The organism is Escherichia sp. KTE114, from assembly GCF_000407765.1.
In the GTDB taxonomy this organism is placed as follows: domain Bacteria; phylum Pseudomonadota; class Gammaproteobacteria; order Enterobacterales; family Enterobacteriaceae; genus Escherichia; species Escherichia ruysiae.
Map to the genome: position 1 here is coordinate 1,249,177 of NZ_KE136626.1, position 23,535 is coordinate 1,272,711.

General features: G+C 51.9%; 20 protein-coding genes, 2 tRNA genes and 2 rRNA genes. 17 read left to right on the plus strand and 7 right to left on the minus strand.

Features of this window, described 5'->3' with window-relative positions; genetic code table 11:
- The 4 genes from WC5_RS23755 to WC5_RS14790 all read left to right on the plus strand — a co-directional run bounded on the left by WC5_RS23755 (position 1) and on the right by WC5_RS14790 (position 2,793).
- Positions 1 to 2,362, plus strand: a 23S ribosomal RNA gene (locus WC5_RS23755).
- A 100-nt stretch (positions 2,363 to 2,462) separates the two neighbouring features.
- Positions 2,463 to 2,578: ribosomal RNA gene (gene rrf / locus WC5_RS14800) — 5S ribosomal RNA — on the plus strand.
- A gap of 54 nt (positions 2,579 to 2,632) precedes the next feature.
- Positions 2,633 to 2,709, plus strand: a tRNA-Asp gene (locus WC5_RS14795).
- Positions 2,710 to 2,717: 8 nt separating this feature from the next.
- A tRNA-Trp gene (locus tag WC5_RS14790) sits at positions 2,718 to 2,793 on the plus strand.
- Between the two features lie 95 nt (positions 2,794 to 2,888).
- Here the strand turns inward: WC5_RS14790 and hdfR are convergent.
- On the minus strand, positions 2,889 to 3,728 hold the full coding sequence (hdfR, locus tag WC5_RS14785; protein WP_000379263.1) for an HTH-type transcriptional regulator HdfR: 840 nt from the start codon (positions 3,726 to 3,728) through the stop codon (positions 2,889 to 2,891).
- A gap of 118 nt (positions 3,729 to 3,846) precedes the next feature.
- On the opposite strand from hdfR, the gene maoP reads away from it, so the two are divergent.
- Positions 3,847 to 4,185, plus strand: coding sequence for a macrodomain Ori organization protein MaoP (maoP, locus tag WC5_RS14780; RefSeq protein WP_000841001.1), 339 nt, complete (start codon positions 3,847 to 3,849; stop codon positions 4,183 to 4,185).
- 24 nt (positions 4,186 to 4,209) lie between these two features.
- Here the strand turns inward: maoP and WC5_RS14775 are convergent, their stop codons facing one another.
- Complete coding sequence (locus WC5_RS14775; protein ID WP_000059004.1) at positions 4,210 to 5,730, minus strand: YifB family Mg chelatase-like AAA ATPase; 1,521 nt, start codon at positions 5,728 to 5,730, stop codon at positions 4,210 to 4,212.
- A 350-nt stretch (positions 5,731 to 6,080) separates the two neighbouring features.
- Between WC5_RS14775 and ilvL the strand changes: the two genes are divergently transcribed.
- From ilvL to ilvA, 7 genes are all read left to right on the plus strand, one after another.
- On the plus strand, positions 6,081 to 6,179 hold the full coding sequence (ilvL, locus tag WC5_RS0122050; protein ID WP_001311244.1) for an ilv operon leader peptide: 99 nt from the start codon (positions 6,081 to 6,083) through the stop codon (positions 6,177 to 6,179).
- An 86-nt stretch (positions 6,180 to 6,265) separates the two neighbouring features.
- Complete coding sequence (gene ilvX / locus WC5_RS25235) at positions 6,266 to 6,316, plus strand: peptide IlvX (protein WP_001387183.1); 51 nt, start codon at positions 6,266 to 6,268, stop codon at positions 6,314 to 6,316.
- 2 nt (positions 6,317 to 6,318) lie between these two features.
- A complete protein-coding gene (ilvG, locus tag WC5_RS14770) occupies positions 6,319 to 7,965 on the plus strand; it encodes an acetolactate synthase 2 catalytic subunit (RefSeq protein ID WP_001012644.1) in 1,647 nt (548 codons plus the stop codon).
- Positions 7,962 to 8,225 carry an acetolactate synthase 2 small subunit gene (ilvM, locus tag WC5_RS14765; RefSeq protein WP_000983255.1) on the plus strand — a complete coding sequence of 88 codons (264 nt, stop codon included), beginning with the start codon at positions 7,962 to 7,964 and terminating at the stop codon, positions 8,223 to 8,225. Before ilvG ends, ilvM begins: the two co-directional genes overlap by 4 nt.
- A 19-nt stretch (positions 8,226 to 8,244) precedes the next feature.
- Positions 8,245 to 9,174 carry a branched-chain-amino-acid transaminase gene (gene ilvE, locus WC5_RS14760; RefSeq protein ID WP_000208526.1) on the plus strand — a complete coding sequence of 310 codons (930 nt, stop codon included), beginning with the start codon at positions 8,245 to 8,247 and terminating at the stop codon, positions 9,172 to 9,174.
- Positions 9,175 to 9,238: 64 nt separating this feature from the next.
- A complete protein-coding gene (gene ilvD, locus WC5_RS14755) occupies positions 9,239 to 11,089 on the plus strand; it encodes a dihydroxy-acid dehydratase (RefSeq protein WP_001127416.1) in 1,851 nt (616 codons plus the stop codon).
- Positions 11,090 to 11,091: 2 nt separating this feature from the next.
- A complete protein-coding gene (gene ilvA / locus WC5_RS14750; RefSeq protein ID WP_000785603.1) occupies positions 11,092 to 12,636 on the plus strand; it encodes a threonine ammonia-lyase, biosynthetic in 1,545 nt (514 codons plus the stop codon).
- On the opposite strand, the gene ilvY is transcribed toward ilvA, so the two are convergent.
- A complete protein-coding gene (ilvY, locus tag WC5_RS14745) occupies positions 12,633 to 13,523 on the minus strand; it encodes an HTH-type transcriptional activator IlvY (RefSeq protein ID WP_000365753.1) in 891 nt (296 codons plus the stop codon). The genes ilvA and ilvY overlap by 4 nt on opposite strands.
- A 151-nt stretch (positions 13,524 to 13,674) precedes the next feature.
- On the opposite strand from ilvY, the gene ilvC reads away from it, so the two are divergent.
- The gene (gene ilvC / locus WC5_RS14740; RefSeq protein WP_000024944.1) at positions 13,675 to 15,150 is read left to right on the plus strand and encodes a ketol-acid reductoisomerase; all 1,476 of its coding nucleotides are present in this window, start codon (positions 13,675 to 13,677) and stop codon (positions 15,148 to 15,150) included.
- Positions 15,151 to 15,224: 74 nt separating this feature from the next.
- Here the strand turns inward: ilvC and ppiC are convergent, their stop codons facing one another.
- Both ppiC and WC5_RS14730 read right to left on the minus strand, forming a co-directional pair.
- Positions 15,225 to 15,506, minus strand: a complete 282-nt coding sequence (gene ppiC / locus WC5_RS14735) for a peptidylprolyl isomerase PpiC (protein ID WP_001140258.1) — start codon at positions 15,504 to 15,506, stop codon at positions 15,225 to 15,227.
- A gap of 156 nt (positions 15,507 to 15,662) precedes the next feature.
- A complete protein-coding gene (locus WC5_RS14730) occupies positions 15,663 to 16,112 on the minus strand; it encodes a type II toxin-antitoxin system PemK/MazF family toxin (protein ID WP_000996704.1) in 450 nt (149 codons plus the stop codon).
- A 215-nt stretch (positions 16,113 to 16,327) separates the two neighbouring features.
- Between WC5_RS14730 and rep the strand changes: the two genes are divergently transcribed.
- Positions 16,328 to 18,349 (plus strand): DNA helicase Rep, encoded by a 2,022-nt coding sequence (rep, locus tag WC5_RS14725; protein WP_001238878.1) that lies wholly within the window; start codon positions 16,328 to 16,330, stop codon positions 18,347 to 18,349.
- Between the two features lie 104 nt (positions 18,350 to 18,453).
- Here the strand turns inward: rep and gppA are convergent, their stop codons facing one another.
- Both gppA and rhlB read right to left on the minus strand, forming a co-directional pair.
- Positions 18,454 to 19,938, minus strand: coding sequence for a guanosine-5'-triphosphate,3'-diphosphate diphosphatase (gene gppA / locus WC5_RS14720; RefSeq protein WP_000535974.1), 1,485 nt, complete (start codon positions 19,936 to 19,938; stop codon positions 18,454 to 18,456).
- 135 nt (positions 19,939 to 20,073) lie between these two features.
- A complete protein-coding gene (gene rhlB, locus WC5_RS14715; RefSeq protein ID WP_000047511.1) occupies positions 20,074 to 21,339 on the minus strand; it encodes an ATP-dependent RNA helicase RhlB in 1,266 nt (421 codons plus the stop codon).
- Between the two features lie 130 nt (positions 21,340 to 21,469).
- On the opposite strand from rhlB, the gene trxA reads away from it, so the two are divergent.
- The 3 genes from trxA (at position 21,470) to rho (ending at position 23,384) form a co-directional block, all read left to right on the plus strand.
- Positions 21,470 to 21,799, plus strand: a complete 330-nt coding sequence (gene trxA / locus WC5_RS14710; RefSeq protein WP_001280776.1) for a thioredoxin TrxA — start codon at positions 21,470 to 21,472, stop codon at positions 21,797 to 21,799.
- 139 nt (positions 21,800 to 21,938) lie between these two features.
- Positions 21,939 to 22,040: a rho operon leader peptide RhoL gene (rhoL, locus tag WC5_RS0122055; protein ID WP_010345119.1), complete on the plus strand. Its 102-nt coding sequence runs from the start codon at positions 21,939 to 21,941 to the stop codon at positions 22,038 to 22,040.
- 84 nt (positions 22,041 to 22,124) lie between these two features.
- Positions 22,125 to 23,384, plus strand: a complete 1,260-nt coding sequence (gene rho, locus WC5_RS14705) for a transcription termination factor Rho (RefSeq protein WP_001054527.1) — start codon at positions 22,125 to 22,127, stop codon at positions 23,382 to 23,384.
- Positions 23,385 to 23,535 lie beyond the last annotated feature (151 nt).

Sequence of the window (23,535 nt, forward strand, 5' to 3'; positions counted from 1 at the left end):
TTTATGGGGTGACTGCGTACCTTTTGTATAATGGGTCAGCGACTTATATTCTGTAGCAAGGTTAACCGAATAGGGGAGCCGAAGGGAAACCGAGTCTTAACTGGGCGTTAAGTTGCAGGGTATAGACCCGAAACCCGGTGATCTAGCCATGGGCAGGTTGAAGGTTGGGTAACACTAACTGGAGGACCGAACCGACTAATGTTGAAAAATTAGCGGATGACTTGTGGCTGGGGGGGAAAGGCCAATCAAACCGGGAGATAGCTGGTTCTCCCCGAAAGCTATTTAGGTAGCGCCTCGTGAATTCATCTCCGGGGGTAGAGCACTGTTTCGGCAAGGGGGTCATCCCGACTTACCAACCCGATGCAAACTGCGAATACCGGAGAATGTTATCACGGGAGACACACGGCGGGTGCTAACGTCCGTCGTGAAGAGGGAAACAACCCAGACCGCCAGCTAAGGTCCCAAAGTCATGGTTAAGTGGGAAACGATGTGGGAAGGCCCAGACAGCCAGGATGTTGGCTTAGAAGCAGCCATCATTTAAAGAAAGCGTAATAGCTCACTGGTCGAGTCGGCCTGCGCGGAAGATGTAACGGGGCTAAACCATGCACCGAAGCTGCGGCAGCGACGCTTATGCGTTGTTGGGTAGGGGAGCGTTCTGTAAGCCTGTGAAGGTGGCCTGTGAGGGTTGCTGGAGGTATCAGAAGTGCGAATGCTGACATAAGTAACGATAAAGCGGGTGAAAAGCCCGCTCGCCGGAAGACCAAGGGTTCCTGTCCAACGTTAATCGGGGCAGGGTGAGTCGACCCCTAAGGCGAGGCCGAAAGGCGTAGTCGATGGGAAACAGGTTAATATTCCTGTACTTGGTGTTACTGCGAAGGGGGGACGGAGAAGGCTATGTTGGCCGGGCGACGGTTGTCCCGGTTTAAGCGTGTAGGCTGGTTTTCCAGGCAAATCCGGAAAATCAAGGCTGAGGCGTGATGACGAGGCACTACGGTGCTGAAGCAACAAATGCCCTGCTTCCAGGAAAAGCCTCTAAGCATCAGGTAACATCAAATCGTACCCCAAACCGACACAGGTGGTCAGGTAGAGAATACCAAGGCGCTTGAGAGAACTCGGGTGAAGGAACTAGGCAAAATGGTGCCGTAACTTCGGGAGAAGGCACGCTGATATGTAGGTGAAGCGGTTTACCCGTGGAGCTGAAATCAGTCGAAGATACCAGCTGGCTGCAACTGTTTATTAAAAACACAGCACTGTGCAAACACGAAAGTGGACGTATACGGTGTGACGCCTGCCCGGTGCCGGAAGGTTAATTGATGGGGTCAGCCGCAAGGCGAAGCTCTTGATCGAAGCCCCGGTAAACGGCGGCCGTAACTATAACGGTCCTAAGGTAGCGAAATTCCTTGTCGGGTAAGTTCCGACCTGCACGAATGGCGTAATGATGGCCAGGCTGTCTCCACCCGAGACTCAGTGAAATTGAACTCGCTGTGAAGATGCAGTGTACCCGCGGCAAGACGGAAAGACCCCGTGAACCTTTACTATAGCTTGACACTGAACATTGAGCCTTGATGTGTAGGATAGGTGGGAGGCTTTGAAGCGTGGACGCCAGTCTGCGTGGAGCCGACCTTGAAATACCACCCTTTAATGTTTGATGTTCTAACGTGGACCCGTGATCCGGGTTGCGGACAGTGTCTGGTGGGTAGTTTGACTGGGGCGGTCTCCTCCTAAAGAGTAACGGAGGAGCACGAAGGTTGGCTAATCCTGGTCGGACATCAGGAGGTTAGTGCAATGGCATAAGCCAGCTTGACTGCGAGCGTGACGGCGCGAGCAGGTGCGAAAGCAGGTCATAGTGATCCGGTGGTTCTGAATGGAAGGGCCATCGCTCAACGGATAAAAGGTACTCCGGGGATAACAGGCTGATACCGCCCAAGAGTTCATATCGACGGCGGTGTTTGGCACCTCGATGTCGGCTCATCACATCCTGGGGCTGAAGTAGGTCCCAAGGGTATGGCTGTTCGCCATTTAAAGTGGTACGCGAGCTGGGTTTAGAACGTCGTGAGACAGTTCGGTCCCTATCTGCCGTGGGCGCTGGAGAACTGAGGGGGGCTGCTCCTAGTACGAGAGGACCGGAGTGGACGCATCACTGGTGTTCGGGTTGTCATGCCAATGGCACTGCCCGGTAGCTAAATGCGGAAGAGATAAGTGCTGAAAGCATCTAAGCACGAAACTTGCCCCGAGATGAGTTCTCCCTGACTCCTTGAGAGTCCTGAAGGAACGTTGAAGACGACGACGTTGATAGGCCGGGTGTGTAAGCGCAGCGATGCGTTGAGCTAACCGGTACTAATGAACCGTGAGGCTTAACCTTACAACGCCGAAGGTGTTTTGGCGGATTGAGAGAAGATTTTCAGCCTGATACAGATTAAATCGACAGGTCGAAGAAAGACGTGTTGATAAAACAGAATTTGCCTGGCGGCCGTAGCGCGGTGGTCCCACCTGACCCCATGCCGAACTCAGAAGTGAAACGCCGTAGCGCCGATGGTAGTGTGGGGTCTCCCCATGCGAGAGTAGGGAACTGCCAGGCATCAAATTAAGCAGTAAGCCGGTCATAAAACCGGTGGTTGTAAAAGAATTCGGTGGAGCGGTAGTTCAGTCGGTTAGAATACCTGCCTGTCACGCAGGGGGTCGCGGGTTCGAGTCCCGTCCGTTCCGCCACCCTAATTAGGGGCGTAGTTCAATTGGTAGAGCACCGGTCTCCAAAACCGGGTGTTGGGAGTTCGAGTCTCTCCGCCCCTGCCAGAAATCATCCTTAGCGAAAGCTAAGGATTTTTTTTGTCTGAAATAACCCTCTCCGAAGTAAATCCTTCCACCGGCATCCTTGCCGGCCATTTTGATTAATACACATCATCCAGTACGTTAATTTTCAATAGATCGCGAATCAACGCATTTTTATCGCTATTTTGCAGCCATATGGCATAGAGCGGTCGTGAAAGAGTTGTGCTGTCGACAACGGTATGCAGTCCGCCTTTCTTACGTGCCCAACTCACCGGTAGCCATGTGCAACCATTAAGCATCGCAATCTGTTGCTGTGCCAGTTCAGCAGAACTGGTTGTTAGCATTGGAACTTCATCAGCACCGATCAAACCAGCCTCATGTTGTTGAAAATCCGGCCCCCATTCCAGACGGAGATAGTTAAGCTCACCTTTTAGCTTAGAAGGGGCACTGGTATAGAGTGCTAAAGTAAAATGCCCCAGTAACTGACTACTAAATTCATCCATTTTGGGTGCTTCAGTAGTAATAAGAAGATCAAGCTGGCGTTCATGCAACTGTTTTACCAGAGACTGCCGTTGGGCAATTCGCGCTTCGAACTGTAAGCCTGTATGGGCATCCTGATTTTGATACAAGCGTCCCAGCCACTGATTAAGCACACATTCCCACAACGAGGCGCTGGCACCGATAGAAAACTCATTATGTCGTGAGGTATGCGCTACCTCCTTACGAGCGGTCTGCCAGGTGCTCATGAGTGTTTCTGCATAAGGCAAAAGCTTTTCACCGGCTGCGGTTAAACGGATATTGTTTCTGTGACGGGTGAAAAGATTCACACCCAGCTGATTTTCTAGTTGTCTGATCCGAAAGCTCACTGCTGACTGGGTCAGATAGAGCGATTCAGCCGCTCGGCCAAAGTGACGCGTTCGGCTAACTTCCAGGAAAGTTTTTAACAATTCCGTATCCACAGTGCTCTCCGCAAAATTATTTGTCGTTATGATTTAAATGTTTTGTTTTACACTCTGTCAAGCGTAACTAATACTCCGCGCCATAACTAGCTCGGTCAAAGAATTAGGAGCGTGCAGGATGGCGGAAAGCTTTACGACGACTAATCGATATTTCGACAATAAACATTATCCACGTGGATTCTCTCGTCATGGTGATTTCACCATCAAAGAGGCACAACTGCTTGAACGTCATGGTTATGCCTTCAATGAGCTGGATCTCGGCAAACGCGAGCCGGTTACCGAGGAAGAGAAACTCTTCGTAGCAGTATGCCGTGGCGAACGTGAGCCAGTGACAGAAGCAGAACGCGTGTGGTCCAAGTATATGACGCGTATCAAGCGTCCAAAACGTTTTCACACTCTTTCCGGCGGTAAACCGCAGGTCGAAGGTGCTGAAGACTACACCGATTCCGACGATTAATAAAAAGGGCGAAATGCCCTTTTTTTACGTCAGCAGCTTTTGCAAATGGATGAGCAAACGGTCGATAGCCCGATAACTTACAGCCTCTTGTAAATGCTGACGTGTGATGGCGTCAGACTGATCAATATCAGCTATGGTTCTTGATACTTTCAGTAACCGCTGCCAGGCACGAATCGATAACCCCAGATGGATTAGCGTTTCTTCCAGCCACTGTGCGTCCTCGCTCTCAAGCTTGCAAAATTGTCGTATTTCCGGACTATCCAGCCAGGCATTCAGTTTATTCTGCCGCTTAAATTGGCGCTCTCTGGCGGCCATTACACGTTGTTTAACGGTGGCGCTGCTTTCCCCCTGAATGACCGCTTTGCTCAAAATACCGGGTGGCGGTAGCGGGATCTCCAGTGAGAGGTCAAAGCGGTCAAGAAAGGGACCGGAGAGTCGGTTGAGATAGCGCAGCGTTTGTTCCGGCGTGCAGCGGTTATGGTTCCCTTGATAATGTCCTGTTGGGCTGGGATTCATCGCCGCAACAAGCTGGAAACGGGCTGGATAGGTTATTTTTGCTCGTGTGCGTGAAAGATGGATTTGCCCTGACTCTATGGGTTCCCGCAAGGCATCCAGTGTACGCCGTTCAAATTCAGGTAGTTCATCAAGAAAAAGTACGCCGTTATGCGCCAGCGAAATTTCACCAGGCCCGGGAATTGCACCACCGCCCACCATCGCTGTTAACGACGCACTGTGGTGCGGTGAACGGAACGGGCGCTGCCGCCATTGTTTTTGCACTGATTCGGCATTTACCAGACTTAATATTGCGGCACTCTCCAGTGCCTCTTCATTGCTTAAATCTGGCAACAGGCCATTAATACGGCTGGCGAGCATTGTTTTACCTGTTCCCGGCGGCCCAATCAGTAAAAGGTTGTGTCCGCCAGCAGCAGTAATTTCCAGTCCTCGCTTTCCTTGCTCCTGACCCACAACATCACTGAGATCATGTTGTAATACACTGGATACGGCATCAGTTGATTTAGGACGTTCGAGAGAATGTTTACCTTCCAGAAACGCACAGACAGTTTGTAGATGATCAGCTATCAGACACCCTTCACCGTTAATTAGCCCCACTTCAGCTTCGTTGTCTTTCGCGACGATAATCTTTCTGCCTGACTTAATGGCTTCAGTTGCGCTGGATATTGCGCCTGGAACACCACGCAGAGCGCCCGTAAGCGCCAGTTCGCCCACTAATTCATATTCATCCAACTGATTCGCTGTAAGCTGTTCAGAGGCCGCCAGCAATGCAATGGCGATAGGTAAATCATATCGCCCTCCTTCTTTCGGTAGATCGGCAGGAGCAAGGTTAATGGTGATTTTTTTCGCCGGATATTCATATCCGCTATTGATAATGGCGCTGCGTACGCGATCGCGGGCTTCTTTTACCGTTGTTTCTGGTAAGCCCACCATTGTTAATCCTGGTAGACCTTTACTGATATGTACCTCAACAGTGATCGGGGGAGCGTTTACTCCCAGGGCGGCACGAGTATGAACAATTGACAGTGACATAAGTCCTCCTTAAGCCACCATTATGAACATAAGAGATCCCTGCTGTAGTCTGCGAAATTGTGTTATTTAGCGGCTGATTCCCGTTTATTTATGCAAAGTAATTTGAGTTGTATTAGTGATGGAATCACTCTCGCAAAAATAAAAAGCACAAAAAATAGTCACTCAAAGAGCGCGAGAATTATACGGAAATTGAATTTTTTTCACTCACAAATTTTCATATAAAAAACAATGGTTTTTATAGAAATTATTATGAGAGTCATAAGAATCGGATAAAAAATATCTTGTGCTATTCGCAAAATCTATGGTAACTCTTTAGGCATTCCTTCGAACAAGATGCAAGAAAAGACAAAATGACAGCCCTTCTACGAGTGATTAGCCTGGTCGTGATTAGCGTGGTGGTGATTATTATCCCACCGTGCGGGGCTGCACTTGGACGAGGAAAGGCTTAGAGATCAAGCCTTAACGAACTAAGACCCCCGCACCGAAAGGTCCGGGGGTTTTTTTTGACCTTAAAAACATAATCGAGGAGCAGACAATGAATAACAGCACAAAATTCTGTTTCTCAAGATTCAGGACGGGGAACTAACTATGAATGGCGCACAGTGGGTGGTACATGCTTTGCGGGCACAGGGTGTGAACACCGTTTTCGGTTATCCGGGTGGCGCAATTATGCCTGTTTACGATGCATTGTATGACGGTGGCGTGGAACACTTGCTGTGCCGGCATGAACAGGGCGCGGTAATGGCGGCTATCGGTTATGCCCGTGCTACCGGCAGAACTGGTGTGTGCATCGCCACATCTGGCCCTGGCGCAACCAACCTGATCACTGGTCTGGCAGATGCGCTGTTAGATTCCATCCCTGTCGTTGCGATCACCGGTCAGGTGTCCGCACCGTTCATCGGCACCGACGCATTTCAGGAAGTGGATGTCCTGGGATTGTCGTTAGCCTGTACCAAACACAGCTTCCTGGTACAGTCGCTGGAAGAGTTGCCGCGCATCATGACCGAAGCGTTTGATGTCGCCAGCTCAGGTCGTCCCGGTCCGGTTCTGGTCGATATCCCTAAAGATATCCAGTTAGCCAGCGGTGACCTGGAACCTTGGTTCACCACCGTTGAAAACGAAGTGACTTTCCCACATGCCGAAGTCGAGCAAGCGCGCCAGATGCTGGCAAAAGCGCAAAAACCGATGCTGTATGTTGGCGGCGGCGTGGGTATGGCGCAGGCGGTTCCTGCTCTGCATGAATTTCTCGCTGCCACAAAAATGCCTGCCACCTGCACGCTGAAAGGGCTGGGCGCAGTCGATGCGGATTATCCGTACTATCTGGGGATGCTGGGGATGCACGGCACCAAAGCGGCGAACTTCGCAGTGCAGGAATGTGACCTGCTGATCGCCGTGGGGGCTCGTTTTGATGACCGGGTTACCGGCAAACTTAACACGTTCGCGCCACACGCCAGCGTGATCCATATGGATATCGACCCGGCAGAAATGAACAAGCTGCGTCAGGCGCATGTGGCATTACAAGGCGATTTAAACACGCTGTTGCCTGCGTTACAGCAATCGTTAAATATCGATGAATGGCAGCAATACTGCGCACAAATGCGTAGTGAACATGCCTGGCGTTACGATCATCCTGGAGATGCTATCTACGCGCCGTTGTTGTTAAAACAACTGTCGGATCGTAAACCTGCGGATTGCGTCGTGACCACTGATGTGGGGCAGCATCAGATGTGGGCTGCGCAGCACATCGCCCACACTCGCCCGGAAAATTTCATCACTTCAAGCGGTTTAGGCACTATGGGCTTCGGTTTACCGGCGGCGGTTGGCGCACAAGTTGCGCGACCGAACGATACCGTCGTCTGTATCTCCGGTGACGGCTCTTTCATGATGAATGTGCAAGAGCTGGGCACCGTAAAACGCAAGCAGTTACCGTTGAAAATCGTCTTACTCGATAACCAGCGGTTAGGGATGGTTCGACAATGGCAGCAACTGTTTTTCCAGGAACGATATAGCGAAACCACCCTTACCGATAACCCCGATTTCCTCATGTTAGCCAGCGCCTTCGGCATTCCTGGCCAACACATCACCCGTAAAGACCAGGTTGAAGCGGCACTCGACACCATGCTGAACAGTGATGGGCCATACCTGCTTCATGTCTCAATCGACGAACTTGAGAACGTCTGGCCGCTGGTGCCGCCTGGCGCCAGTAATTCAGAAATGTTGGAGAAATTATCATGATGCAACATCAGGTCAATGTATCGGCTCGCTTCAATCCGGAAACCTTAGAACGTGTTTTACGCGTGGTGCGTCATCGTGGTTTCCACGTCTGCTCAATGAATATGGCTGCCGCCAGCGATGCACAAAATATAAATATTGAATTGACCGTTGCCAGCCCGCGTTCGGTCGACTTACTGTTTAGTCAGTTAAATAAACTGGTAGACGTCGCACACGTTGCTATCTGCCAGAGCACAACCACATCACAACAAATCCGCGCCTGAGCGCAAAAGGAATATAAAAATGACCACGAAGAAAGCTGATTACATTTGGTTCAATGGGGAGATGGTTCGCTGGGAAGATGCGAAGGTGCATGTGATGTCGCACGCGCTGCACTATGGCACCTCGGTTTTTGAAGGCATCCGTTGCTACGATTCGCATAAAGGGCCAGTTGTATTCCGTCATCGTGAGCATATGCAACGTCTGCGTGACTCCGCCAAAATTTACCGCTTCCCGGTTTCGCAGAACATTGATGAGCTGATGGAAGCTTGCCGCGAAGTGATCCGTAAAAACAATCTCACCAGCGCCTATATCCGTCCGCTGATCTTCGTAGGTGATGTTGGCATGGGCGTTAACCCACCAGCGGGATACACCACCGACGTAATTATTGCCGCTTTCCCGTGGGGAGCTTATCTGGGCGCGGAAGCCCTGGAACAGGGGATCGACGCGATGGTTTCTTCCTGGAACCGCGCGGCACCAAACACCATTCCAACCGCTGCGAAAGCGGGGGGTAACTACCTCTCTTCCCTGCTGGTTGGCAGCGAAGCGCGCCGCCACGGTTATCAGGAAGGTATCGCGCTGGATGTGAATGGTTACATCTCTGAAGGCGCAGGCGAAAACCTGTTTGAAGTGAAAGACGGCGTGCTGTTCACCCCGCCGTTCACCTCTTCCGCGCTTCCGGGTATTACCCGTGACGCCATCATCAAACTGGCGAAAGAGCTGGGAATTGAAGTGCGTGAGCAGGTGCTGTCGCGTGAATCACTGTATCTGGCGGATGAAGTGTTTATGTCCGGTACGGCGGCTGAAATCACGCCAGTGCGCAGCGTCGACGGTATTCAGGTGGGTGAAGGCCGTTGTGGCCCGGTCACCAAACGCATCCAGCAAGCCTTCTTCGGCCTCTTCACCGGCGAAACCGAAGATAAATGGGGCTGGTTGGATCAGGTTAATCAATAAATACAAAAAATGGGACGGCACGCACCGTCCCATTTACGAGACAGACACTGGGAGTAAATAAAGTATGCCTAAGTACCGTTCCGCCACCACCACTCATGGTCGTAATATGGCGGGTGCTCGTGCGCTGTGGCGCGCCACCGGAATGACCGACGCCGATTTCGGCAAGCCGATTATCGCTGTTGTGAACTCGTTCACTCAATTTGTACCGGGTCACGTCCATCTGCGCGATCTCGGTAAACTGGTCGCTGAACAAATTGAAGCGGCTGGTGGCGTTGCCAAAGAGTTCAACACCATTGCGGTGGATGATGGGATCGCCATGGGCCACGGGGGGATGCTTTATTCACTGCCATCTCGCGAACTGATCGCTGATTCCGTTGAGTATATGGTCAACGCTCACTGCGCCGATGCCATGGTTTGCATCTCTAACTGCGACAAAATCACCCCAGGGATGCTGATGGCCTCTCTGCGCCTGAATATTCCGGTGATCTTTGTTTCCGGCGGCCCGATGGAGGCCGGGAAAACCAAACTATCCGATCAGTTAATCAAGCTTGATCTGGTTGATGCGATGATCCAGGGGGCAGATCCGAAAGTTTCTGACTCCCAGAGCGATCAGGTTGAACGTTCGGCCTGTCCAACCTGTGGTTCCTGCTCCGGGATGTTCACTGCTAACTCGATGAACTGCCTGACCGAAGCTCTGGGTCTGTCGCAGCCAGGCAACGGCTCGCTACTGGCAACCCACGCGGACCGTAAGCAGCTGTTCCTTAATGCCGGTAAACGCATTGTTGAATTAACCAAACGTTACTACGAGCAAAACGACGAAAGCGCACTGCCGCGTAATATCGCCAGTAAAGCGGCGTTTGAAAACGCCATGACGCTGGATATCGCGATGGGCGGCTCTACCAACACGGTTCTTCACCTGCTGGCGGCGGCACAAGAAGCGGAAATCGACTTCACCATGAGTGATATCGACAAACTTTCGCGTAAAGTCCCGCAGTTGTGCAAAGTTGCGCCGAGCACCCCAAAATACCATATGGAAGATGTTCACCGTGCTGGTGGCGTGATCGGTATTCTTGGCGAGCTGGATCGTGCTGGGTTACTGAACCGTGATGTGAAAAACGTGCTCGGCCTGACCTTGTCGCAAACGCTGGAACAATACGACGTTATGCTGACCCAGGATGACGCGGTAAAAAATATGTTCCGCGCTGGCCCGGCGGGAATCCGCACTACACAGGCATTCTCGCAGGATTGCCGTTGGGATTCTCTCGATGACGATCGCGCTAACGGCTGCATCCGCTCGCTGGAGCACGCCTACAGCAAAGACGGCGGCCTGGCGGTGCTTTACGGCAACTTCGCGGAAAACGGCTGCATCGTTAAAACGGCGGGCGTCGATGACAGTATTCTCAAATTCACCGGTCCGGCGAAAGTGTACGAAAGCCAGGACGATGCGGTAGAAGCGATTCTTGGCGGTAAAGTTGTCGCTGGCGATGTGGTTGTTATTCGCTACGAAGGCCCGAAAGGCGGCCCTGGGATGCAGGAAATGCTCTACCCAACCAGCTTCCTGAAATCGATGGGTCTTGGCAAAGCCTGTGCGCTGATCACCGACGGTCGTTTCTCTGGCGGTACGTCTGGCCTTTCCATCGGTCACGTATCGCCGGAAGCGGCAAGCGGCGGTAGCATTGGCTTGATTGAAGATGGTGACCTGATCGCCATCGACATTCCGAACCGTGGCATTCAGTTGCAGGTAAGCGATGCCGAACTGGCGGCGCGTCGTGAAGCGCAGGAAGCCCGTGGCGACAAAGCCTGGACGCCGAAAAACCGTGAACGTCAGGTCTCCTTTGCTTTGCGCGCTTACGCCAGCCTGGCGACCAGCGCCGACAAAGGTGCGGTGCGCGATAAATCGAAACTGGGGGGTTAATAATGGCTGACTCGCAACCCCTGTCCGGTGCCCCTGAAGGTGCCGAATATTTAAGAGCGGTGCTACGTGCGCCGGTCTATGAAGCGGCACAGGTCACGCCGCTACAGAAAATGGAAAAACTGTCGTCGCGTCTTGATAACGTGATACTGGTGAAGCGCGAAGACCGCCAGCCAGTGCACAGCTTCAAGCTGCGCGGCGCATACGCCATGATGGCAGGTCTGACGGAAGAACAGAAAGCGCACGGTGTGATCACCGCCTCGGCGGGTAACCATGCGCAAGGTGTCGCGTTTTCCTCCGCTCGGTTAGGTGTGAAGGCGCTGATCGTCATGCCAACTGCTACCGCCGACATCAAAGTCGACGCGGTGCGCGGCTTCGGCGGTGAGGTGCTGCTTCACGGCGCGAACTTTGACGAAGCAAAAGCGAAAGCGATTGAATTGTCTCAGCAGCAGGGCTTCACCTGGGTGCCGCCGTTCGATCATCCGATGGTGATCGCCGGGCAGGGCACACTGGCGCTGGAACTGCTCCAGCAGGACGCCCATCTCGACCGCGTATTTGTGCCGGTTGGTGGCGGTGGCCTGGCGGCAGGCGTAGCGGTACTGATCAAACAACTGATGCCGCAAATCAAAGTTATCGCTGTAGAAGCAGAAGATTCCGCCTGTCTGAAAGCGGCGCTGGATGCCGGTCATCCCGTAGATCTGCCGCGCGTGGGGCTGTTTGCTGAAGGTGTTGCGGTAAAACGCATCGGCGATGAGACTTTCCGCCTGTGTCGGGAGTACCTCGACGACATCATCACTGTCGATAGCGATGCCATCTGCGCAGCGATGAAAGATCTGTTCGAAGATGTGCGCGCAGTGGCGGAACCCTCTGGCGCACTGGCGCTGGCGGGAATGAAAAAATATATCGCCCAGCACAACATTCGTGGTGAACGACTGGCACATATTCTTTCTGGTGCCAACGTGAACTTCCACGGTTTGCGCTACGTCTCGGAACGTTGCGAACTGGGCGAACAGCGTGAAGCGTTGCTGGCAGTAACCATCCCAGAAGAAAAGGGTAGCTTCCTGAAGTTCTGCCAGTTGCTTGGCGGGCGTTCGGTCACCGAGTTCAACTACCGTTTTGCTGATGCGAAAAATGCCTGCATTTTTGTCGGCGTGCGCTTAAGTCGCGGCCTCGAAGAGCGCAAAGAAATTTTGCAGATGCTTAACGACGGCGGCTACAGCGTGGTTGATCTCTCCGACGACGAAATGGCGAAGCTGCATGTGCGCTATATGGTCGGCGGTCGTCCATCGCATCCGTTGCAGGAGCGCCTCTACAGTTTCGAATTCCCGGAATCGCCGGGCGCGCTGCTGCGCTTCCTCAACACGCTGGGTACGCACTGGAACATCTCGCTGTTCCACTATCGCAGCCACGGTACTGACTACGGGCGCGTACTGGCGGCGTTCGAGCTTGGCGACCATGAACCGGATTTCGAAACCCGGCTGAATGAGCTGGGCTACGATTGCCACGACGAAACTAATAACCCGGCGTTCAGGTTCTTTTTGGCGGGTTAATGGTTCGGCAAAATCTTCCAGAACGTTTCAATCAGCGGCTCATGTAGCCGCTTTTTCTGCGCACAAACGCCCAGCTCAAACGGCGTTTTCTCATCGCTGCGATCAAGAATCATCACGCGGTTACGTACTGGTTCAGGGCTATTATCCAGCACCACTTCTGGCAGCAGCGCCACGCCGCAGCCAAGCGCCACCATCGATACCATCGCTTCATGCCCGCCAACCGTGGCGTAAATCATCGGGTTGCTGATTTTATTGCGTCGAAACCACAGCTCAATGCGGCGGCGTACTGGTCCCTGATCGGCCATGATAAACGGCACCGTTGACCAGTCGGGCTTTTCGACTGATACCTGATTACGCACCGGGCAGGGCAGCGCAGGCGCGATCAGCACCACCGCCAGATTCTCCAGCATCGAAAATGCCACCGCACCTGGCAGAGTCTCTGGCTTACCGGCTATCGCCAGATCCGCTTCTCCGGTAACCACTTTTTCCATTGCATCCGCCGCATCACCGGTAGTGAGTTTAATCTCCACCGACGGGTGTTCCGCGCGGAAGCGATCAAGAATCGGTGGAAGATGACTGTAAGCGGCGGTCACCGAGCAGAAGATATGTAATTCTCCAGAGAGCGACGGCCCTTGCTGGTCGATGGTGTGGCGCAATTGCTGATACTGCAACAGAGTTTGCTGGGCGAAAACGCGCAACTCTTCGCCCGCTTCCGTCAGCGTTACCGTGCGGTTATCGCGTACAAAAAGCGGTTGGCCGATATCTTCTTCCAGCCGCTGAATCTGTCGGGAAAGCGTGGAGGGGCTGACGTGCATTGCCCGCGCGCTACGGCCAAAATGGCGGCTTTCCGCCAGATGCAAAAACATTTTCAGGTCGCGTAAATCCACAGGCTTAACCCCCGGTTATGACGTTGCAGAAATTGCAATATGACGTTGTGAATATATCAATTTCCGCAATAAATTTCCTGTTGTAATGTGGTGACATTCTCGCTCAACAGCGAACCGAACAATAAGAAGCACAACATCACGAGGAATCACCATGGCTAACTACTTCAATACACTGAATCTGCGCCAGCAGCTGGCACAGTTGGGTAAATGTCGCTTTATGGGGCGCGACGAATTCGCTGACGGCGCGAGCTACCTTCAGGGTAAAAAAGTGGTCATCGTCGGTTGTGGCGCGCAGGGTCTCAACCAGGGTCTGAACATGCGTGATTCTGGTCTGGATATCTCCTATGCCCTGCGAAAAGAAGCGATTGCCGAAAAGCGAGCGTCCTGGCGTAAAGCGACCGAAAACGGTTTTAAAGTAGGCACTTACGAAGAGCTGATCCCGCAGGCGGATCTTGTCGTTAACCTGACGCCAGACAAACAGCACTCCGACGTAGTGCGTTCTGTTCAGCCGCTGATGAAAGATGGCGCGGCGCTGGGTTACTCTCACGGTTTCAATATCGTAGAAGTGGGCGAGCAGATCCGTAAAGACATCACCGTAGTGATGGTTGCGCCGAAATGTCCTGGCACCGAAGTGCGTGAAGAGTACAAACGTGGATTCGGCGTACCGACGCTGATCGCCGTTCACCCGGAAAACGATCCGAAAGGTGAAGGCATGGCGATTGCTAAAGCCTGGGCGGCAGCAACCGGCGGTCATCGTGCCGGCGTTCTGGAATCCTCTTTCGTTGCGGAAGTTAAATCAGACCTGATGGGTGAACAAACTATCCTGTGCGGTATGTTGCAGGCTGGTTCTCTGCTGTGCTTCGACAAGCTGGTAGAAGAAGGCACTGATCCGGCATATGCAGAAAAACTGATTCAGTTCGGTTGGGAAACCATCACCGAAGCACTGAAACAGGGCGGCATCACCCTGATGATGGACAGGCTCTCTAACCCGGCGAAACTGCGTGCTTATGCGCTGTCAGAACAACTGAAAGAGATCATGGCGCCGCTGTTCCAGAAACATATGGACGATATCATCTCCGGCGAATTCTCCTCCGGCATGATGGCAGACTGGGCCAATGACGATAAGAAACTGCTGACCTGGCGTGAAGAGACCGGCAAAACCGCGTTCGAAACCGCACCGCAGTATGAAGGTAAAATCGGCGAGCAGGAGTACTTCGATAAAGGCGTGCTGATGATCGCAATGGTGAAAGCGGGCGTTGAGCTGGCGTTCGAAACCATGGTTGATTCCGGCATCATCGAAGAGTCGGCTTACTATGAATCACTGCACGAGCTGCCGTTGATTGCCAACACCATCGCCCGTAAGCGACTGTACGAAATGAACGTGGTTATCTCTGATACCGCAGAATATGGTAACTATCTGTTCTCTTACGCTTGTGTACCGCTGCTGAAACCGTTTATGGCAGAGCTGCAGCCTGGCGATCTGGGTAAAGCTATTCCGGAAGGGGCGGTAGATAACGCGCAACTGCGTGATGTAAATGATGCGATTCGCAGCCATGCGATTGAGCAGGTTGGTAAGAAACTGCGCGGTTATATGACGGATATGAAACGTATTGCTGTTGCGGGTTAAGTGTGCGCTGATGCCCTCTCCCACAGGGAGAGGGAGAAAACACTCAAGGCCTTCTCCGGGAGAAGGCCTTGCTGTTAGTTACGGTACAGCACCTTAATAATGTGATACCCGAACTGGGTATGCAGCGGGCCAGTCGGCTCCAGCACCGGACAAGAGAAAACCACTTTATCGAACGCCGGAACCATCTGACCCTGGCGGAATTCACCTAAATCACCGCCGCGTTTGCCTGACGGGCAAATGGAGTGTTTCTTCGCCAGCTTGCCGAAATCGGCGCCGTTCTTGATCTGCTCCAGAAGTTCTAGAGCCAGTTTCTCTTCTTTTACAAGGATATGCAGTGCTGCTGCTGTTTTTGCCATGATCGTGCCTTGAATTAAAAAGTGTCAGTCAGGGAGAGGGGCTGGTACATATATGGCAAAAGCCCGGAAAATCCGGGCTTCGCAGGTCCCTCAAGGGGAGTAAACTTAGGGCCTCTATGGGCTACAGAGTCATTATCGAGGATGGTGATTTTATTGTCAATTTATGAGCGATATGGCATTGATTGACTTAATGACCGCCCTCTGTATGTCTGCAACCAATTCATGCGGCAAACATTGATTAAGATACCCTCTATAAGTCCTTGCTCTGTTTAATCGATTTCGACTGACTTGTTGTACCAGGTCGGCTTTGGCCCAACGTATCTGCTGATCAAAGAATTGCAGGTCATTGATAACATTACTGGCTATTTCAACATGCATTCCACGATTTAACTTGTCATGGTCGCGAGTGGTTGATAATGGAACGACGATACATGCATTGCCATTAATTTTTCCATTGAGCACGACAACCAGCCTGTTTTTTATCATCTCAGGTGGAATGCGGCCATCGTAATACGCCGTACTGATCTGTCCATTCTGGCTAACAGGATAGTTACCAAAGTTGCATTCCAGTATTTCACCAACCTTAGGGCTGAAATTAATCGCCACGAGTAAACCTCTCCTTAGTAAACTCTGAAAAATAATAACACAACGTTACGACCCGATATTTTCTAAGTCTAATGGATTCACGATGAATTCCGGTTTCGGTCTTTCCTCTCTGATTTAAACATCAGTCGTTATCCGGTTAGCGGTTTACACTCGGTCACATTCAAATGCGATTCTGCTACAATCCTCCCCCCGTTCGAAGATTGAGCAATACTCCTATGCGTCTAAACCCCGGCCAACAACAAGCTGTCGAATTCGTTACCGGCCCCTGCCTGGTGCTGGCGGGCGCGGGTTCCGGCAAGACTCGTGTTATCACTAATAAAATCGCCCATCTGATCCGTGGCTGCGGTTATCAGGCGAGACATATCGCGGCGGTGACCTTTACCAATAAAGCAGCGCGCGAGATGAAAGAGCGTGTCGGGCAGACGCTGGGGCGCAAAGAGGCGCGTGGGCTGATGATCTCCACTTTCCACACACTGGGGCTGGATATCATCAAACGCGAGTATGCGGCGTTGGGGATGAAAGCGAACTTTTCGCTGTTTGACGATACCGATCAGCTGGCTTTGCTCAAAGAGCTGACCGAAGGACTGATTGAAGATGACAAAGTTCTGCTGCAACAGCTGATCTCAACCATCTCTAACTGGAAGAATGATCTCAAAACTCCTGCGCAGGCGGCGGCAGAGGCAAAAGGCGAGCGGGATCGCATTTTTGCCCATTGTTATGGGCTGTATGATGCGCACCTGAAAGCGTGCAATGTTCTCGACTTCGACGATCTGATTTTATTGCCGACGTTGCTGCTGCAACGCAATGAGGAAGTACGCGAACGCTGGCAAAACAAGATTCGCTACCTGCTGGTGGATGAGTATCAGGACACCAACACCAGCCAGTATGAACTGGTGAAACTGCTGGTGGGTAGCCGTGCACGCTTTACTGTGGTGGGTGACGATGACCAGTCGATCTACTCCTGGCGCGGTGCCCGTCCGCAAAACCTGGTGCTATTGAGCCAGGATTTCCCAACGTTGAAGGTGATTAAGCTTGAGCAGAATTACCGCTCTTCCGGGCGTATTTTGAAAGCGGCCAACATTCTCATCGCCAATAACCCGCACGTATTTGAAAAGCGTCTGTTCTCCGAACTTGGCTACGGCGCGGAACTAAAAGTTTTAAGCGCGAATAACGAAGAACATGAAGCCGAGCGCGTTACCGGCGAGCTGATTGCGCATCACTTCGTCAACAAAACACAGTACAAAGATTACGCCATTCTCTATCGCGGCAACCATCAGTCGCGGGTGTTTGAAAAATTCCTGATGCAAAACCGCATCCCGTACAAAATATCCGGCGGTACTTCATTCTTCTCCCGCCCTGAAATCAAGGATTTGCTGGCTTATCTGCGTGTACTGACTAATCCGGACGATGATAGTGCGTTCCTGCGTATCGTTAACACGCCGAAGCGAGAGATTGGCCCGGCGACGCTGAAAAAGCTGGGCGAGTGGGCGATGACGCGTAATAAAAGTATGTTTACCGCCAGCTTTGATATGGGGTTGAGTCAGACACTGAGTGGACGTGGTTATGAAGCGTTGACCCGATTTACTCACTGGCTGGCGGAAATCCAGCGACTGGCGGAGCGGGAGCCTATCGCTGCAGTGCGCGATCTGATCCACGGGATGGATTATGAATCCTGGTTATACGAAACGTCACCCAGCCCGAAAGCCGCCGAAATGCGCATGAAGAACGTTAACCAGTTATTTAGCTGGATGACGGAGATGCTGGAAGGTAGCGAACTGGATGAGCCGATGACGCTCACCCAGGTGGTGACGCGCTTTACTCTGCGCGACATGATGGAGCGTGGCGAGAGTGACGAAGAGCTTGATCAGGTGCAACTGATGACTCTGCACGCGTCGAAAGGGCTGGAGTTTCCCTATGTTTACATGGTCGGTATGGAAGAGGGATTTTTGCCGCACCAAAGCAGCATCGACGAGGATAATATCGATGAAGAGCGGCGGCTGGCCTATGTCGGCATCACCCGCGCTCAGAAAGAGTTGACCTTTACGCTGTGTAAAGAACGCCGTCAGTACGGCGAACTGGTGCGCCCGGAGCCAAGCCGCTTCCTGCTGGAGCTGCCGCAGGATGATCTGATTTGGGAACAAGAGCGCAAAGTGGTCAGCGCCGAAGAACGGATGCAGAAAGGGCAAAGCCATCTGGCGAATCTGAAAGCGATGATGGCAGCAAAACGAGGCAAATAGCCATTTGTCTTGCCTGGGGCTGGTTGGATTAGATGGTCACGGCACCGGAAAGCGGAATTATTGCCGGATAAGATGCGTCAGCATCGCATCCGGCACATTACACGTTAAAGCACTTCCAGCGGCCAGTGGACATAGCTCTGCCACTCAGTTTCCTGATCGATAATTTCTTTACCCAGCGGGTGCTGAGCCAGCCAACCTTGCGGCAGCGTCAGGGTCAACTGTTCATGGTTGGCTTGTAATGTAATCTCCGGCACTAAATCATCACGGCGACGGCTGGCAAAAATGATTGCCAGGCGCAGTAAACGGCAGAGTTGTTCCGCAACGCGCGGCGGTACGGCATTTTGTTGATGCAACGATGAGAGATCGACAGGATTCGTCTGGTTGAGCAATAGCGTCGCCAGCAGCTTTTTCTGCGCAGGCGTAAAACCGGGAAGATCCAGATTACGCACCAGATAAGCGGCATGTTGCGGCGCTTGTTTGAAATCAACGCTCAGGCCAATTTCATGAAGTTGACAGGCGCTGATTAGCAAATCGCGGCTAATCGCTTCAAGATGCCACTCTTTTTCTACCTGATCAAACAAGTTAGCGGCAACGTTGACCACGCGCTGCGCCTGATCAATATCAATCATAAAGCGGCGCTGAATATTACGCAGTGTACGACTGCGAATATCCTGCTCAACCGCCAAATGCAACATGCCGTAGACCAGGCCTTCACGTAGAGCACCGCCAGCCAGCGTCATACACTGAATATTCAGCTCGGTAAAAATAGCTATCAGGATCGCCAGACCACTCGGGAATACTAATGCGCGCTCCAGCGTTAACCCTTCAATCTCCAGCTCTTCCAGCCGACCGCAATGAATAGCGCGCTGTTTCAGTTGCTGCAACTTCGCAAGGGTAATGCGCTCATCCATTCCCTGCGCCATCATGATTTCCTGTAATGCTTGCACGGTGCCGGAAGCGCCAACGCACACTTTCCAGCCGTGATACCGCAATTCATCGGCAACCGGACGTAACACTTCGCGTGCCGCTTTTTCTGCAGCATCAAAATTTTCCTGCCCCAGATTACGATCGGCAAAATAGCGTTCCAGCCAGGTGACGCAGCCCATCGACAGGCTGAACAACGAGGTGGTTTGTGCACCCGTGCCGGTTACCAGTTCAGTGCTGGCGCCGCCAATATCCACGACCAGGCGCTGATCGGCTCCGCCGGTGGTGTGAGCAACACCCTGATAAATCAGGCGAGCTTCTTCTTCACCGCTGATCACCTGTACCGGACAACCGAGGATTTCCTGCGCTTTAGCAATAAAATCACCGGCATTGACGGCAAGTCGTAACGTCGCCGTAGCGACAACGCGAATTTGCGATGGTGGGATATCTTGCAGACGTTCAGCAAACAGGCGCAAACATTGCCAGCCGCGCTCCATTGCTTCATTAGACAGGGCATTTTCGCTGTTCAGGCCAGCAGCCAGACGCACTTTACGTTTAATTCGCGTCAGCGTCTGGATGCTTCCAGCCACCTCGCGCACTACCAGCATATGGAAACTATTTGAACCGAGATCAATAGCTGCATATAGCGACGAGGTGGAACCCATACTCTTCATCCTTCAATCTGTCTCTGCGTTGGCTGCATTCTTTCACCCAAATCACTTACTACAGTAAGCGCATCGGGATTCATTCTCTTGCCATCTTGATACAGTTTGAATGATTTTGAGTATGACATTATTTATTTAACCTGAACGACGACGATTACGTGGAGCGCCAGTACGACGCGGACCATTGCCTGTGCGCGGGCGCGTGAGGCGCAGCGGTTTTGGCAGATCGGTCATCAATGCGTCTGGATTGTATTTGCTTACCGGAATTGAGTGACCAATATAGGTCTCAATAGCAGGCAAATTCAATGCATACTCTTCACACGCCAGGCTGATAGAGTGACCGCTTGCGCCTGCGCGGCCAGTACGACCGATACGGTGAACGTAATCTTCACAGTCATCGGGCAAATCGTAGTTAAAGACGTGCGTCACTGCCGGAATATGCAGACCACGAGCAGCAACGTCGGTAGCAACCAGAATATCCAGATCGCCACGGGTAAATTCATCAAGAATACGCAGGCGTTTTTTTTGCGCCACATCGCCCGTCAACAGACCGACACGATGGCCATCTGCCGCCAGGTGACCCCAGATATCTTCACAACGGTGTTTGGTGTTGGCGAAAATAATCGCTCTGTCTGGCCACTCTTCTTCGATCAGCGTTTGCAACAAACGCATCTTTTCTTCGTTAGAAGGGTAGAAAAGCTCTTCTTTAATACGGTGGCCCGTTTTCTGTTCCGGTTCCACTTCGATATATTCGGCGTTATTCATCTGCTCGAACGCCAGTTCACGTACACGGTACGAAAGCGTGGCGGAGAACAGCATGTTGAGGCGCTGGTTCGCTGGCGGCATACGGCGGAACAGCCAGCGGATATCTTTAATAAAGCCCAGATCATACATACGATCGGCTTCATCCAGCACCACCACTTGAATGGCACCGAGGTTAATGTGGTTCTGCTTGGCGTAGTCAATTAAACGACCCGTGGTGCCAATCAGGATGTCAACGCCGCTTTCCAGCACTTTCAGCTGTTTGTCGTAGCCATCGCCACCGTAAGCCAGCCCCAGTTTCAGTCCGGTAGCTTGTGCCAGTGGCTCCGCGTCGGCGTGGATCTGCACGGCAAGTTCACGCGTCGGTGCCATAATTAAGGCACGCGGTTGATTCACCTTGCGATCGGCAATTGCGGGATGAGAGAGAAGGTAATGAAACGAAGACGTAAGAAACGCCATCGTTTTCCCGGTACCAGTTTGCGCCTGCCCGGCTACGTCACGACCTTCCAGCGTTAGCGGAAGAGCCAGTGCCTGAATGGGCGTACAGTTATGAAACCCTTTTTTTTCAAGGGCTTCTACAACTTTCGGATGCAGGGCGAAGTCGGAAAACTTCTGTTCTGTTAAATGTGTTTTGCTCATAGTGTGATAGAATATCAGCTTACTATTGCTTTACGAAAGCGTATCCGGTGAAATAAAGTCAACCTTTAGTTGGTTAATGTTACACCAACAACGAAACCAACACGCCAGGCTTATTCCTGTGGAGTTATATATGAGCGATAAAATTATTCACCTGACTGACGACAGTTTTGACACGGATGTACTCAAAGCGGACGGGGCAATCCTCGTCGATTTCTGGGCAGAGTGGTGCGGTCCGTGCAAAATGATCGCCCCGATTCTGGATGAAATCGCTGACGAATATCAGGGCAAACTGACCGTTGCAAAACTGAACATCGATCAAAACCCTGGCACTGCGCCGAAATATGGCATCCGTGGTATCCCGACTCTGCTGCTGTTCAAGAATGGCGAAGTGGCGGCAACGAAAGTCGGCGCGCTGTCTAAAGGTCAGTTGAAAGAGTTCCTCGACGCCAATCTGGCATAAGGGAACGTCATGTTCGGGTGCCCTGTCGCTAAAAACTGGACGCCCGGCGTGAGCCATGCTAACTTAATGTTGACTTCGTATTAAACTTACCTTATTAAGTTTGAATCTTGTAATATCCAACACTTCCCGTTTTTATCTAATGCGAAGTGAACAGATTTCTGGTTTGTCACTCAATCCGTCTTGTCGTTTCAGTTCTGCGTACTTTCCTGTGACCAGACAGCGAAAAGACATGAGTCGATGACCGTAAACAGGCATGGATGATCCTGCCATACCATTCACAACATTAAGTTCGAGATTTACCCCAAGTTTAAGAACTCACACCACTATGAATCTTACCGAATTAAAGAATACGCCGGTTTCTGAGCTGATCACTCTCGGCGAAAATATGGGGCTGGAAAATCTGGCTCGTATGCGTAAGCAGGACATTATTTTTGCCATCCTGAAGCAGCACGCAAAGAGTGGCGAAGATATCTTTGGTGATGGCGTACTGGAGATATTGCAGGATGGATTTGGTTTCCTCCGTTCCGCAGACAGCTCCTACCTCGCCGGTCCTGATGACATCTACGTTTCTCCCAGCCAAATCCGCCGTTTCAACCTCCGCACTGGTGATACCATCTCTGGTAAGATTCGCCCGCCGAAAGAAGGTGAACGCTATTTTGCGCTGCTGAAAGTTAATGAAGTTAACTTCGATAAACCTGAAAACGCCCGCAATAAAATCCTCTTTGAGAACTTGACCCCGCTGCACGCAAACTCTCGTCTGCGTATGGAACGTGGTAACGGTTCTACTGAAGATTTGACCGCTCGCGTGCTGGATCTGGCTTCGCCAATCGGTCGTGGTCAGCGTGGTCTGATTGTGGCACCGCCGAAAGCCGGTAAAACCATGCTGCTGCAGAACATTGCTCAGAGCATTGCTTACAACCACCCGGATTGTGTGCTGATGGTTCTGCTGATTGACGAACGTCCGGAAGAAGTAACCGAGATGCAGCGTCTGGTTAAAGGGGAAGTTGTCGCTTCTACCTTTGATGAACCGGCATCCCGTCACGTTCAGGTTGCGGAAATGGTGATCGAGAAGGCGAAACGTCTGGTTGAGCACAAGAAAGACGTTATCATTCTGCTTGACTCTATTACTCGTCTGGCACGTGCTTACAACACCGTCGTTCCTGCTTCCGGTAAAGTGTTGACCGGTGGTGTGGACGCTAACGCACTGCATCGTCCGAAACGCTTCTTCGGTGCGGCGCGTAACGTGGAAGAGGGCGGCAGCCTGACCATCATCGCAACGGCGCTCATCGATACGGGTTCCAAAATGGACGAAGTTATCTACGAAGAGTTTAAAGGCACCGGTAACATGGAGCTGCACCTCTCTCGTAAGATCGCTGAAAAACGCGTCTTCCCGGCTATCGACTACAACCGTTCTGGTACGCGTAAAGAAGAACTGCTCACCACTCAGGAAGAGCTGCAGAAAATGTGGATCCTGCGCAAAATCATTCACCCAATGGGCGAAATCGACGCAATGGAATTCCTCATTAACAAGCTCGCGATGACCAAGACGAATGACGATTTCTTTGAGATGATGAAACGCTCATAAATTTGTCTTATGCTAAAAACGCCACGTGTTTACGTGGCGTTTTGCTTTTATATCTGTAATCTTAGCAGCATGCCTGTGATAGTGGGAAAATTCCTGGTTTTTGCGGGTGTTTTATACGATTTTCGTCGCGAGTGGTTGGTTTTTACACAAG